The organism is Paenibacillus sp. FSL R5-0912 (genome assembly GCF_000758605.1).
Lineage (GTDB): Bacteria > Bacillota > Bacilli > Paenibacillales > Paenibacillaceae > Paenibacillus_AQ.
This window is the reverse complement of sequence record NZ_CP009282.1, coordinates 3,994,464-4,008,729: the sequence shown is the minus strand read 5'-3', so window position 1 is coordinate 4,008,729 and position 14,266 is coordinate 3,994,464. Positions and strand designations below refer to the sequence as shown.

The following is a 14,266-nucleotide window of genomic DNA, read 5'->3' as shown; positions in this document are numbered from 1 at the left end:
ATCCTCCTGTTATTGGGGTTAGACTTACTTGTTGAACAGATCGGCCAGGGAGTCCAGAACATAACCCGGAAGAATCTGCTGCCGCGCAATATCCGCTCTTGTACTCACGCCGGTAAGGACTAGGGCCGTCTGCATACCGCAACGATTCCCCATCAGAATGTCTGTCTCCAGCCGGTCGCCCACCATCAGGCAATGCTCCGGAGGGTGAGCCAGCATCCGAAGCGCCTCCTGCGCATAATAGGGAGAAGGCTTGCCAATAACCAGCTCAGCCTCTGTCCCGGCCGCAGTTTCCAGCGCTTTGACAATCGCCCAGGTGTCCGGGATATAGCCTCCGGGTACCGGGCAGACCGGATCGGGATTGACCGCCACCAGCCTGGCGCCCCTTCTTGCTGCTCTCATTCCGAGCACCAGCTTCTCATAATTGAAATTGCGGTCCATGCCTACCAGTACATGGGTTGCTTCCTCCGGGTCCCCGGTGACGGCCACTCCGGACTCCTCCATTTGCCTTCGCATCACCGCTTCTCCAACCAGATACACCCTCGCCTCCGGTTCCTCCCGGGCGAAGTAGCTGCCGCTGACATAGAGTGCCGTCAAGATTTCATCTTCTCCGCAGGCCAGCCCCATGTGCTCCAGTCTGCGCTGACAATCCCGGGGAGTATGGACCGAGCTGTTGGTCAGAAAAAGAACTCTCCGGTCTCTTCGCCGCAGCTCCGCAACCGTCTCAACCACACCTGCAAGCAGCTGATCGCCAATCAGCACGGTCCCATCCAAATCAAAGCAGTAGGCTTCATATGAAGCGATGTCCATCCGCGCTTGCTCCTTTTCATTCAGGTTCACTGGTTCTCCGCGCCGGAATTTCCGCGCAAAAAAACCAGCTCCAGAAATTAAGCCTCCGTCTACAGCCTGGCAAGGCTCCATCGAATGCTAATGACTGACCGCTGGGTTTTCTCATCGTCTCCACCCGGGGGTACGTTATTCACTTGTTCCACGCGTCCACTGCCACAGGGCCGCATCCCCAATGGAGACATAATCGGCGCCGCTGTCCAGCGCACTGCTGATTTCCTGCTTTTCCCGGATCAGTCCGCCTACGATCAGCGGCTGCTTAATGCGTTGCTTCATGTCCCTGATAATTCTCGGCATCAGTCCGGGCATCAGCTCGACCTCGTCGGGGTTACAGTTCTTGATCATCCGCAGGGCAGTCTCTACTGCCGCCGTATCAATGGCGAAAACCCTCTGGATACTGGCGAGCCCGTGCGCTCTGGCTGTGGCGATGGCATTGCTCTTGGTGGTAATGATCCCGTCGATCCGGAAGGCTTCAGCCAAATACTGAATCGCCGCCGCATCTCTGCCAATCCCGCCGACCATCTCTACATGGACGAATACCTGCTTGCCTGCCTGCTGCAGCGGCTTCACAATCTTCCCCAGGTTGTTGATGTTCCCGGTCATCAGATTCACACGCTTCACACCGCAGGCAACCGCCTGGTCCAGCTGTGACTCCTCGGTGATCGAAGCAATAATGGGGTTATGCTTCAAGTAAGCATCCTCCCTTCACTTATAGCTTGCAGCTGCCAGCTTGTCTTCCTGCTGGTCCTACCCCCTATGTTACAGAGCTTTTATTCGCTTAATATCAGAGCGCTGTAAAAGTTACAGTTAACATTCAGGCAAGGAATTCCATTGCCGCAGATAACTGACAGGGTATGCAGTGATATATTGGAGCCAGCCAAGGACATGTAATATTGAATAAGAGTACCCCGGGCAAAAAACGAGGAATTGATAATCATTTAACGATCAGCGTCTCACCATCCATCAGATTCAATCTATGATTATTTATTAGAATCATGTTTTACTATTATTTATGGTAATTCCGATCTTTTTACGTTGTTTAATAATTAAAAATGACCTTAACTATAGCAACTTAATTCACTGTCATGTTCTATAGTACCGTCCATAAAATACCCAACTTTTGTGGAAAGTTAGACTTGCTGATATAAAGGCAAACACTTACGACCAAAATTCGCTCCTAAGTTCCATTCTGGCGCAACTAATCATCTCGACGGTACTCAATGGAATCATATTCCTGGTGTTAGCCTACCCGTCATTTTAATGAGGCGCCAGCCAGTCTAATACTTGTTTTTCAGTCTATATAGAACGCATTTAAGAAGGGATCGAAGTCATTCCAATCGCCCAATCGGGTAATAGATAGGAGTGGATTGAGCAGGAATTTGGCATCAAAACGAGCGAGCGTGAGCAACACTAAAGCCGATGAGGTCTTACCCAGACCGATGATTTGACTATAGTCTAATCAGACTATACAATATATTTAGTCCAATTAGACTAATATTGTGATGTGAAGGAGTGAAGCCTAAATGATAAAGTCATTTTTAATGCTGGGTCAGTCGAATATGGCGGGCCGTGGTTTTTTGCATGAAGTCGATCCTATCTATAATGAAAAAATAAAAATGCTGCGCAATGGACAGTGGCAGATGATGACAGAGCCGATTAATTATGACCGTCCCGTTTCCGGGGTTAGCCTGGCGGCGTCATTTGCCGAGGCCTGGTCGAAAGTAAGTCCCGATGAAGAAATTGGTTTGATTCCTTGTGCGGAAGGTGGCAGTTCATTGAATGACTGGCATCCGGAAGGCATCCTATTTCAGCATGCGTTGTCCGAAGCCCGCTTCGCCCTGCGATCCAGTCAAATCTGCGGAATCCTGTGGCACCAGGGTGAGAGCGACAGCTATCATTCGCTACATGAAACTTATTACGAAAAGTTGTCCCTCATCATTGAGACCCTCAGAAACGAATTAAATCTTGATGAGGTACCTTTGATCATTGGCGGACTTGGTGATTTCCTCGGGAAGACCGGTTTTGGACAGCAAGCGACAGAGTACCGGCAGATTAATGAACGATTGCAGAACTTCGCTAACGAACAGCCAAATCGTTATTTTGTCACAGCGGAAGATTTGACCGCGAATCCCGATGGCATTCATCTAGATGCGGTTTCGCAGCGCATATTCGGCTACCGCTATTTCGAGGCTTTTTCGAAAAAGTGTCATGTCCTGGTACCCATCCCGGGGGAGGAACAGTCACTGAAAGTCGAGCGCGACTATTCAAAAACAGAGCAGATGTATCTTCATAGCCTGGACTTGGCTTCGGGTAAAATCACGTACGCGGAATTCGAGGCGAAGATGGTGACGGTGATGCAGCCTTGATTCCCTTACTCATCCTTGGCTTGCTCATCCAAAACCCCGGTGCTCACGGATACGAACTACTGGCCTTAATGGAAAAGCGCCATTACAAATACATTGTAAACTTCACAAAGGGCTCGTTTTATTACAATCTGCAGCAGCTTGAAGAAAAAGGCTGGATTGAACAGATTCAGCAGAAACCTTCAACCAGCGGGCGCGAAACTCGGAACTTTAAAATCACCGGATCAGGAATCACTGAATTCGAAAAATTAATGGTCACGTACGGCAGTAAATCAGAATATGTCAACCTGCAATTTTATGGTGCGCTGCTCTTCGCTGATGAATACGACAAAAGCAAATTGCTGGAACTGATCCAATTGCAAATCGACCTGACTGCAGCCCGAATCTCCCGCCTTGAGGAATACCTGTCCGGCACACAAGAACTTCCCGGTACAATCGATTACTACCGCCGCATGAACGAAAATTCCCGTTCCCATCACTTTGTTAACTTAGAGTGGTTTAAACAATTAAAAGCAGAAATAGAGGGTCCTACTGTATAAAGACGAAGAGGCATCCCCCATACATCATTCACTGATGGGGATGCCTCTTGTAAGCATGCAGACTTCTTCAACAAATTAGATGGTAATCAAATCCTTGATGAGCACCGGTAGTCCGGTTCGCATGGCCTGATTGGCGGCGATTCCGGTCATGATGGAGCGGGCTCCGTCCCGGTGGTTGGCCGCGCGGTGGTAAATATCCTCGTCCGGGGTTCCGAACAGATCATTCAGCAGCACAGGATCGCCGCCGCCGTGTCCTCCCGTTCCTTCATCCACATGGACTTCATAAGGCGCTCCAAACATGGGATGCACCACAATATGTTTGCCCTCCACAGCTCCCTCCAAGGCGCGGTCACCCCCGGCATTGACATAGGATTTTTCCACGATACTCATTTCGATTCGGCCCTTGGAGCCGTTAAAAGCTATCCGGTAACCCTCCCAAGGCATGTAGGCGTTCAATGAATACGTAAGAATCGCCTTATTGCTGTACCGGACCATTACCCCCATGGTGTCCTCAATGCTGATTCCGTCGCCGAACACGCTTTGATCCCGCTGATAGCCGTCCTCTGCTTCCGCATCCAGGTACATCTCCTTCAGAACGGGATTCTCATCCAGCTGCAGGGCAAAGGGATCGTCCTTGGCTGCCGGATTTCCGGTGGCACGCTGATAGAATGAAGTTACGCCGCGGTTCTCGGCATTCTCCCGGCCATAGAATCGCAGGTCACCGAAGGCAAACACCGTTTCCGGCTCCGCACCGATCCAGAAGTTGACCAGATCAAAATGATGAGTGGATTTGTGAACGAGCAGTCCCCCGCTGTTGCGTTTGTCCCGGTGCCAGCGGCGGAAATAATCCGCCCCATGCTCAGTATTCAGCAGCCATTCGAAATGAATGGAATGCACTTCCCCGATTACCCCGGAGGCAATCAGCTCGCGGGCTTTCGTATGATGCGGAGCATAGCGGTAATTGAAGGTGACCCTGACCTTGCGTCCGGTACGCTCCACCGCTTCGTAAATCTCCTTGCATTTCTCCACATCAACGGTCATGGGCTTCTCTGTGATCACATCACACCCAAGCTCAAGCGCACGGATAATATATCTGTGATGGGTCCGGTCGACACTGGTGACAATGACAATATCCGGTTTCTCTGTCTTGATCATGGTGTCAAACTGTTCAGCCAGGTAGGTGTTCACCTGCGGATACCCATGTGTCTCCGACAACAGCTTGTTGGCGTAATCCATACGTGTCTGATTCACATCGCAAAAAGCGGTAAGCTCCGCAGAATCCCTGTACTCCTTCGCGATAGCTTCATAGAAAAATTGCGCCCTGCCGCCAATGCCTACCTGTACATAACGCTTCTTGTCCAATTACGTGTGCCTCCTAAAGTTAGCTTTTATATCGAATTTCAGTTTTTGAATATCACATTCCCAGACTGAACAAATAGGGGGTCAGCGGCTGAAGCTCTATAGTCTGGCCCGCAGAGCTTTGATCTGTAATCAGATCCATGAAGCCGTTTGCCGTTACTCCACTGCGGACCGCCTTCACCTCGACGGGTTCCGGGCCATAGTTAACCACATTCACCAGTGTTTGTCCCCCGTATTCAACGGTCCTCCACTCCACATTGTATACGGGAGCATTATCCGCCGGATCAAGTAATAACAGCTGCCCCGGATTTACGGCCATCAGGACCGGCAACAAGAAATCTCTGATTTGGCCTGCGGTCCAGTCCGTTGCCGATATCTTGTCCGCGTGGGTGAATACATAACTTCTGTCTGCGGCAGAGAGCGGTGCGCCGTGCGGTGTTAGCTCCAAAGCGTGTGAACCGATCAGCAGCACCCGTCCGCCCTGCTCCATAAACTGCCTGATGCCGGTCAGCGTCTCCGGATTGACTCTTGAAGCGTTTGGCACAATCAGCAGCTTATACGTGTCCAGCCCGCCATTGTCCACCTGCTTTTCAGATACATATCCGGCCTTATAGCCGCTGTAAGACAATGCTTCATAAGCGCGGAGCGAGACTGCCGAGTATTCTCCCGAAAAGACACCCGAGGCGGTAGAATACAGAATCGCTGCTTGCGGCTGTTCATTCTGGAAGGCGGTAACCTGTCCGGACAGCCGGTTCAGGTCCAGATTGGTCCGCCCTGCCTGCGCTATAACATCCGGCCGGTGCAGTATACTGCCCTCGGTGCTGGCCGTCTCATTGTAAGTCCGCTCCCATACCCAGATGGCCGAGCCGCCCCGGCCGTGAATCGCGCTCTGCCACAGTACCGAACGGACATGCTTCGCCTGCTCCGGCGTATACATTTTGTCCCCGTCAGCGATCAGATGATGCTCCGAATTAAAGACTGGGGCTTCTTTGAAGGAGGCCTGCAAATCATAGAAGCTGAGTTCTTCCATGAAGCCCTTCGGGCCTTCGTTGATATAATTCCAGTTGTCATTGCCGTTGATCTGGCTGAACTCCGAGAAGCGCTCGATATCCACGCCCCAGGACAGGCTACCCCGGGGATCACCCATGATTTTCGCCTGCACAGGCAACTCTGGAGCAAGCTCATGGATAATTCCGGCCATCCATTCATGCCAGCTGGCGAAGTAATCCTGGTTGAACAGCACATAGTCATAAGACGCCGGAGAAGCTGTAATATTCTCAGGCATAGGTACTCCGGTAAAAGAGCTATAGGCCGTTTGATAGACGCCGTTCAGCTGCCCGATATCGCCGTTATAGATGCCTTCAAGATACTCGTGCCAGGCAGGCATCGCATAGGCATCCTTATTGGCCGTATAGACCGATTCGTTGGTGAGCGTAAGACTCTGCAGCGAATCATAATCCTTGATGGCGGGAATCAAGGCTCGCAGATAATCCTCTATAATGGATTGGGCCATCGGCTCAAACAGGGAGAATTTGATAGAGCCGTTATTCTCCACCTTCAGCTCCGGCCACTTTGCGAGCACCCAGTCCGGAAAATAATGCGGGGATATCAGGAGATTGACCGCAACATCATAATCCTCAGCCCGCTGCAGCGCCGGTAACAGCTCCGATTGGATATTGCGGGTGGAGACAACGTACTCCTTGTCTGGGGAATAACCGCCCAGATCCTCAAAGCCGGGATTCTGAATCAGATTCACCATGCTCCCAGCCTTGACGACGCTTAAGTCATCCACCCAGACCGTACCTGTATTCTCGGATAAAATAACCAGCGGGTAGGATACCTCCCCCTTCGCTGTGGTATATTCGAATGTTACTTCTGTCCAGTCATAGGTTCCGCCAGGCAACGGCTGACGCTGCTTCCAGCCCGTTCCGCCCGGGAACCAGACGTTCCTGGCATTGTCACCCTTCACCCATACCTTGAATTCATAGGTAGTCTCCGGCTCTACTGCTATGGTCTGGGCGACATTGATGAATACATTCGACTGCCGCGGCGATGCATTGGCAATCTTCAGGGAATGATTGCCGGAATGGCTTATCCCTTCTGTAATTGCTGCTGTAGCGGACACCGCACCGGAGCGGTTGACGGTGTAACGGTTTACGAAATCTTGTTTGTCCAGAATGACATCCCTTGGCCCCAGCTCAATCTGGATTACGTTAGCTCCGAGATCCTGAAGCTTCGGAATGTCCCGCTTCACCTGGTTGAAGTGACCGTAGCCCGTGAAGAAGATTGGCCGTTCTTCGGTGACGCCCGTACTCCTCACGATGGTGTCACCGAAGAAGGAATATCCGGAAATCTCCGGGCGTCCGGAGACATAGCGGGGAGCGGACTGCGGGGTCAGGCTGCCGTCCAGATACCCCTCCAGCTGCTGCATGCTGCCCGTAAGCAGCGTCTCCAGCTCAGCCGCCACATACTGCGCTCTGCCGAGCCGCCCCTGCACGATATCCTCCTTGCCGTAACCAATGAAGTCCTTGATTACGGTATAATCAATGCGCTCATAATCTGTGGACAGTCCTTGTGCCTCACATTGCAGCAGCAGCTGCTCCAGACCGGGCAGTTGTGCATTCACACTGTCCAGCATGGCCTCAATCTCTGCGGGATCGAGCACCGCAGTCACCTTCAGCTCCTGCCTCTTGCCGGCAATACTCCCTTGCTGCGCAAGCGTGAATTTAAGCAGCTGCTCTCCGGGGTCCGCCGTGGTGAACGGCAGGCTCCATCCGGCGGCCGAGCCGGCAGGCAGCGTGAAATCCACTTCAACGCCCGGCAGGCTGGATGACAGATGGAGGTTATGCGGTTCACTGGTCGTGTTCACAGCATACACCGAATAAGAGACAGTCGTATTCACATTGATCTCCCGGGGACCTTCCACCCAGAAGCTCCAAGGGGCGGCGGAAGGGACCAGATGAACCACTGCATGGTCAGCCGGACTTTTGGCTTTGCCGATGCCCGGTGTCCATTCCAGCCAGCCCCGGCGGCCCGCGCCGTCATTGTCGTTGAACAGCAGTGTGAACGGAAGCTCCCCATTCTCCGGTATACCCGTGGAGATGGCAGACCACGGCATCCGTACCTCAAAGGAGGTCTCCTGTCCGGTCCGGCTGGCTGCAGCCGTGATCACTTCCTCTCCTGCTGGGGCTCCGCCTTCGCTGAACTGCCAGACATGTGCTTGCCCGTCCATATAATTGATGGCGTATTCCGGCCCGTAGCTGCCGCCGGGACTGAAGGCGAACTGGATACTGTCCCCTCTCCACATGGTGCTGTCGGAGACAGGAACATGCACATTATCCTTCACCTTCGCCGCCCAGTAGAAGTAGCTCTGGTCATAGGCGAGATACACGCTGGCAGACACATCCGCAGGCCCTCCCCAGCCTTCGACCAGTACCTGTCCGGCAGCCTCCGGCAGCCGGATCTCTGCGTAGCGGCTCCACTCGTCCACTGCACCGTCAATGACGATGTCCTCCGCTTCCAGAGCCAAAGCGTGCGTATGCTTACCGAAGCTGCCACGGAAGTCTTCCCAGTCTGTAATGACCGGGGACCCCAGTTCTTCATAGACGGACTCCGTTACGCTGGCGGGAGTACCCGAAGCATCCGGCGGTATGATTCCCCCAGTTGATGCAATCGCTCTCAATTGTTCTCCGTAGACAGCAGAGGGGAACCCCTCTGCCGCCATGGAGAATACCAGCAGGATGATCAACGCCCACACTGCTTGCTTGCCTCTTCTCCTCATCGTTGCCCGTTCCTCCCTTCTGAATGGTCAGTCATGACTTGACTTGAAGTTCGGTTCCAATGATACAGGCTGTTCCTGATGCGGACTGGCCGGAAGCGGAATCCGCTCCACTTCACCATCTGTGAATTGCCCCCGCAGCTGCAGCACATAACGGATATGTGCAGGCATCACCTCCCTTACATCCGCCTTCCCCTGAATCACGGCCAGCGAGGCAGCAACCCCCGCCGCTTCACCGATGGCGCTGACCGACGCCATGATCCGGTAAGAGCTGTGCGCCTCATGGGTTCCGCTGATGCAGCGGGAGGCAAGCAGGAGATTGGAGCAGCCCACGGGGATCAGGGAACGATAGGGAATATGGTAATATCCGTCCCCGGGAATGCGCTCCAGCCGGGTCGCTCCTCCATCCGGGCTGTGAATGTCCAGTGAGTAGGCGCATGCTGCAATCATATCCCCGAAATGCCGGTTGTTCAGGCAATCTTCGGCTGTCAGGACATACTCACCAGTGATCCGCCGGCCTTCCCTGACACCGAGTCGCGGCGCGATATAATCCAGCTTGGCCTGCCGGAATGCCGGATGCCCGCAGATGGCCCCGAACAGTTCATTGGCTTGCCGGGTACCCTCCTCCATGCCCAGGCTTACTGAATCCCGACAGGTAGGGTCCACTCCCAGCACAGAGGTGGAGTTGAAGAGCAGCGACTTGCCGTCCGGATAAGGAAAGCAGGTGATGCTCTGCCTTGGATTAGCGGTCTCCCCCTTGTCCTTAAGCTCCTGATAATACGGCAGCAGCTCAAGCCGCAGGGAATGGATCGCCGGCCAGGTCTGGATATCCGGATTCTTCAGCTTCATGGGATCGAAGCCGCTCACACGAAAGGTGGCGGTGGCTGATTGCAGCTTGCCGTCACCTTCACGGCCGATTTCGTACTGCATCCCTGCCATTGCGGACAGATTACCGTCCGCCGTTGCATCCAGAAATACCTCTGCGGCAACCGTTCCAGCCTGATTGCCCTGAAGGTGAAGTCGCTGAATCCGACCCTTCTCCACATCAACCTCTTTCACCGAGCACCCGGTCCACACAGTTAGCGTTGGCTCGGCTTCCAGGAGCTGCTGGTAGGTGGACTTCAGAGACTGCTCATCATAGGTCGGCACCCGCTGTTCGTTGTAATGGGTATACGCCGCCGGGAACAGCTCGCGGTGAATGCCGCTTGTAACCGGGCGTCCCATTCTGTCGCGGAAATTGCAGATCAGCGAGACGCTGGAGAAGACGCCGGTGCCTCCGACTTCAGGCCCCGCCTCAATCAGCAGCACCCGCCGGAACAACCTCGCAGCGGCCAGGGCTGCGCTGATCCCGCCGACTCCGGCTCCCACCACCACAAGCTCGAAATTCCAGTTTCCCTTCATAGCGTCCGCTCCTTTCTCTCTCTTCAATTCCTCCGGCTCCCGGTGGACTGAACAACCTCACGGAGGCTGGGCACACCGCTGTAGATTACCTCTTCATCACAGATGATTTCGCACCATTCCGGGCTCATCCGCACATCAATGATATGCCCCCGGAAAGCGAAACCGGAAAGAGAGACCCTTCCTTCAGCGGGCGGGCGGGGATGAATCCATAAGCTGCCGTCCAGGCGGGGATCAAGACCGGCCAGGCCGAACAGAATGGCTTCCGCACCGGCCAAGCCTGCGACCACATTCGCCCGCTTATGCACGGGTACAGCCGGGCGGTCACAGTAATGCTCCTGCGGATAATACGGCAGATGCTGCCCCATCCAGAAGTGACGCCTCAATGTATCCCACGCCAGCTCATCGCGTCCGGATTCCCACAATGTCAGCGCCAGCATCGGCCCATCCCCGGTATAAGCCCCGCCTCCCGACCAGTCCGGATCATTCTGCTCATAATGCAGCTCATCTTCGGCCGAGATACTGCTTACGCCGTATTTGCCGAGAAATGCCCCATCCCTAACCTGTGCGAACATTCCCTCCTTCATCTCCTCGGTGCAGGCCCCGAAGCGCAGCGCGTCATAATATTGAATCGAATAGATCGATTCCGCATGGCCTTCGGGATATATGGCCTTGAACCAGGCTTTGTCCTCATCCCACAGATGGGTGCGGATCGACTGGCGGATACGCTCCGCCTTGTCCCGCCATTCCTGTGCGGGTTGATCCGCCGCCAGATCCAGATGCTGCGCCAGATCGGCCAAGCGGTCATAGCTCCAGGCCCGCTCGGCATTCGGACTGGCTACAATATGTTCATAGCCTGCCCCCCGCATTTCCAGCAGGTTCGGTTGAAGGCCGTAATCCAGCAGCTCATTCCACTCCGGCAACCGGCTATCGTCATATAAGGCCAGTGTCCGCATGGTCGGGAACAGTTTTGCCCCTTCTCCGTGCAGTACAAAGATCGACCAGGCAAAGTTCAGGAAGGACCATAAGCTATACGAATAGGGCACATGGGCGCCTTGTCCGCTGGGAGCAAACCGGGAGTGCCGTTCAATGCCGCTGGCTGCCATCAGACTAGCCAGCTCTGCCGCTTTGTCCTTCCCCAGCATCAGCGCCAGCGTTCTTGCACCGTATCCCCCCGCATCCCATGGATAACAGCAGATTCCGGCACCTTCCAGCCCGGAAACGGCAGGAAACGGCTGAATGGCGAATTCCGGATTCTCCCACAGACAGACCATCCCGCTGATCAATGAGCGGCGGTAATAGTCTTCCAGACCCGGAATATCCGATTGCAGCACCGGCAATTCACGGCAGGCCTCCTCAAGCCGGTGCTCCCAGACAGCGGTTGTCCGCCCCCCCAGCTCTTTCAGGGTCTGCCCTTCTTCCCAACGGAACTCTTGTCCGGCAGGAGTCAGAACCGCAGCCAGCCGGAACACGGCCTCCTTCCCTTCTCCAAGGCTCAGCTCCTGATCGCCTTCCCGAAGCAGGGTAATACGGACCTGTTCATTCTCCCAGATTCCTTCCTCAAGCTGCAGCGCAGGACCGGCAGAGGTCAGCGGTGCTCCATAGTCCCAATCGTCCAGCGGAACCATGGCCGGGCTTCCCGGCACCAGCTCCGGTAGAACCGCAACCGTTACCGTTCTACGACTGCGGTTCTTGATCCGCTGAGTCAGGAGGAAGCCATGGGTATCCGTCAGAGGCGTCAATTCACTGGACACCGCAAGTGATAACAGCTCTCCTTCCATCAGATGATGATAGGTCCCTTGCCTTTTGATCTGATCAGGCTGCCAGACGCCCTTCGCATACAGTACGCCACAGTCCCCTTTGCCTAAGTCTCCGTTATCCCGGACAGGATGTCCGTCCGCTGTTATATGAAGTTTCACGCCCAGATCCTTGGCGGCAAAAGGCGGTGAATAGCAGCCTTGAACGCCGCAGACCGTTCGCGCGGAAGGCGCAACTGTACTATAGCCGCTGCACACCCATAGATGTTCCGGGGGGGCCAGACTTTTCCGTAAATCAAACGCAAATGAACCGAGTGTATAGTTTGTAGTCACCTTCATGTGTTCCCTCCGGAAATGGAATTCTGCACTTCAGCCCTTCACCGAGCCCAGCAGAACCCCTTTGATAAAATGCTTTTGCAAAAACGGATAAACGCAGAGGATTGGCAGCACAGTGATGATGATCGCCGCGGCCTTCAGCCCCTCCGGCTGGATGTATTGGGAGGAATCCCCGCCTGCAAGCAGGGAATCAATCGGCGTCTGCAGCATCTGGTACAGCTTGACTGTTACAGGCAGCAGCTGCGATTTGCTGATGAAATACAAGGCATTGGAATAGGTGTTCCACAGAGCAACCGCATAGAACAGCGAAATCGCAGCCAAGATGGGCTTGGATAAAGGCAGCGTCAGCTTGAAGAACACCGTCAGGTCCGTTGCGCCGTCAATCGTCGCTGATTCCTCCAGCTCGGCCGGCAGGCCTTCAAAAAATGATTTCATCACAAACAGATTGTAAGCACTTACCAGCCCGGGAAGCCAGATCGCCCAGAAGGTATTGATCAGGTGCAGCTGCTTAACCAGCAGGAACAGCGGGATCAGCCCGGTGCCGAACAGCATGCTGAACATGACCATAAACGTAAAGATCTGCCGTCCTTTCAATCTCCGTTTCGAAAGCGTATATGCGGCCAGTGTGGTTGCAATCATCTGGAGTATAGTACCTACGGCTGTGATGATCACTGTATTCTTGAGGGCGATGAGCAGCTGCCCGTCGATAAACAGCTGTTTATAGGCCTGAACGGTAATTTCCACCGGCCACAATACCACTTCACCCGAAATGATCGCCCGGCTGCTGCTCAGCGACATCGCCAGAATATTCAGAAGCGGAAACACTGTAATGAACGCACACAGGGCCAGAAACAAATACAGCGGCATACTTTTCAGTCGGTTTACCATAATCCGCCTTCTCCCAGCTTTTTCACAATTTTGTTGACAGTCAGCACCAGAATCAGCCCGATCAGCGCCTGGAATAATCCCACAGCCGTTGCCAGACTGTATTGCGCGTTCTGCAGCCCTGTGCGGTACACGAACGTGCTGATGACATCGGATACACTGAAGACAGCGGCATTCTGCAGATTAAAGATATGCTCGAAGCCCACATCCATCATCTTCCCCATCTGCAGAACCAACAGGACACCAATGGTCCCGCGGATACCCGGCAGCGTAATATGCCAGATCTGGCGCAGTTTGGTGGCTCCGTCGATTTTGGCCGCTTCGTATAAGCCGGGGTCAATAGATGAGATAGCGGCCATATAGATAATCGTGCCCCAGCCCGCGCTCTGCCAGATGGTGGAGACAATGAACACCACAGGCCACCATAAGGTGCTGGTCATGAAGTAAACCGGATCGATCCCGAACAGGCGCAGGGCCGCGTTCACTACTCCGGTGGAAGGTGACAGCAAAGAGACAATGATCCCCGCCAGAACTACCCATGAGATGAAAAAAGGCAAATACAGCATGTTCTGCACAGCCCGCTTGAACCAGTTCACCCGCAGCTCATTCAGCAGCAGGGCAAGCAGGATCGGAGCCGGGAAGGCAAAAACAAGATTGTACAAATTCAGCAGCAGGGTATTGCGCAGCACATTCCAGAAATCAGCGCTTTCAAACAAAGTATGGAAATGCTTAAGCCCCACCCAGGGACTGCCCCAAACCCCGTCCAGCAGACGGAAATCCTTGAAAGCGATCAGCTCGCCGTACAGGGTGACAAATTTGAACAGGAAGAAATAGGACATGGCCGGAATAAGGAACAAGTACAGATAACGGTCCCGGTAGAGATAAAATAGCAGGCCCCGCCCCGGCTTGTTCAGGCCTTTGGAGCGTATGGCCGCCGGACCGGAGGGCTGGTGCAATGTTTTTGGCATATAGCTCTTTCTCACTCCTCTATACATTTCGGGAGCCTGG

10 protein-coding genes are annotated in these 14,266 nt (G+C 54.1%); 2 read left to right on the top strand and 8 right to left on the bottom strand.

The genetic code is table 11. The features are described from left to right. Positions 1-24 precede the first annotated feature (24 nt). A complete protein-coding gene (locus tag R50912_RS16970) occupies positions 25-807 on the bottom strand; it encodes an HAD-IIA family hydrolase (RefSeq protein WP_042236555.1) in 783 nt (260 codons plus the stop codon). A 165-nt stretch (positions 808-972) separates the two neighbouring features. Further along, positions 973-1,533 (bottom strand): glycerol-3-phosphate responsive antiterminator, encoded by a 561-nt coding sequence (locus R50912_RS16965; RefSeq protein WP_042236553.1) that lies wholly within the window; start codon positions 1,531-1,533, stop codon positions 973-975. A gap of 833 nt (positions 1,534-2,366) precedes the next feature. Here R50912_RS16965 and R50912_RS16960 point away from each other — a divergent pair. Both R50912_RS16960 and R50912_RS16955 read left to right on the top strand, forming a co-directional pair. Further along, a complete protein-coding gene (locus tag R50912_RS16960) occupies positions 2,367-3,209 on the top strand; it encodes a sialate O-acetylesterase (RefSeq protein WP_042236552.1) in 843 nt (280 codons plus the stop codon). After that, positions 3,206-3,745: a PadR family transcriptional regulator gene (locus tag R50912_RS16955; protein ID WP_042236550.1), complete on the top strand. Its 540-nt coding sequence runs from the start codon at positions 3,206-3,208 to the stop codon at positions 3,743-3,745. The genes R50912_RS16960 and R50912_RS16955 overlap by 4 nt, the downstream gene beginning before the upstream one ends. 75 nt (positions 3,746-3,820) lie before the next feature. On the opposite strand, the gene R50912_RS16950 is transcribed toward R50912_RS16955, so the two are convergent. From R50912_RS16950 to R50912_RS16925, 6 genes are read right to left on the bottom strand one after another with little or no spacing between them, the layout of a single operon-like run. Then, positions 3,821-5,107, bottom strand: a complete 1,287-nt coding sequence (locus R50912_RS16950) for a Gfo/Idh/MocA family oxidoreductase (protein WP_042236548.1) — start codon at positions 5,105-5,107, stop codon at positions 3,821-3,823. Between the two features lie 52 nt (positions 5,108-5,159). Continuing rightward, on the bottom strand, positions 5,160-8,885 hold the full coding sequence (locus tag R50912_RS16945) for a sugar-binding protein (RefSeq protein WP_042236547.1): 3,726 nt from the start codon (positions 8,883-8,885) through the stop codon (positions 5,160-5,162). 27 nt (positions 8,886-8,912) lie between these two features. After that, positions 8,913-10,283, bottom strand: a complete 1,371-nt coding sequence (locus R50912_RS16940; RefSeq protein WP_042236546.1) for an FAD-dependent oxidoreductase — start codon at positions 10,281-10,283, stop codon at positions 8,913-8,915. 23 nt (positions 10,284-10,306) lie between these two features. Continuing rightward, entirely contained in the window at positions 10,307-12,376 is a 2,070-nt protein-coding gene (locus R50912_RS16935) for an MGH1-like glycoside hydrolase domain-containing protein (RefSeq protein ID WP_042236545.1), read from the bottom strand. 30 nt (positions 12,377-12,406) lie between these two features. Next, a complete protein-coding gene (locus tag R50912_RS16930; RefSeq protein WP_042236544.1) occupies positions 12,407-13,261 on the bottom strand; it encodes a carbohydrate ABC transporter permease in 855 nt (284 codons plus the stop codon). Continuing rightward, a complete protein-coding gene (locus R50912_RS16925; protein WP_081956538.1) occupies positions 13,255-14,226 on the bottom strand; it encodes an ABC transporter permease in 972 nt (323 codons plus the stop codon). Before R50912_RS16925 ends, R50912_RS16930 begins: the two co-directional genes overlap by 7 nt. Positions 14,227-14,266: the final 40 nt, after the last annotated feature.

Bases quoted from the DNA above. Each gene is read 5' to 3' on its own strand.
- R50912_RS16960 (WP_042236552.1), top strand. From the start codon at position 2,367: ATGATAAAGTCATTTTTAATGCTGGGTCAGTCGAATATGGCGGGCCGT.
- R50912_RS16970 (WP_042236555.1), bottom strand. From the start codon at position 807: ATGGACATCGCTTCATATGAAGCCTACTGCTTTGATTTGGATGGGACC.
- R50912_RS16945 (WP_042236547.1), bottom strand. From the start codon at position 8,885: ATGAGGAGAAGAGGCAAGCAAGCAGTGTGGGCGTTGATCATCCTGCTG.
- R50912_RS16930 (WP_042236544.1), bottom strand. From the start codon at position 13,261: ATGGTAAACCGACTGAAAAGTATGCCGCTGTATTTGTTTCTGGCCCTG.
- R50912_RS16935 (WP_042236545.1), bottom strand. From the start codon at position 12,376: ATGAAGGTGACTACAAACTATACACTCGGTTCATTTGCGTTTGATTTA.
- R50912_RS16925 (WP_081956538.1), bottom strand. From the start codon at position 14,226: ATGCCAAAAACATTGCACCAGCCCTCCGGTCCGGCGGCCATACGCTCC.
- R50912_RS16940 (WP_042236546.1), bottom strand. From the start codon at position 10,283: ATGAAGGGAAACTGGAATTTCGAGCTTGTGGTGGTGGGAGCCGGAGTC.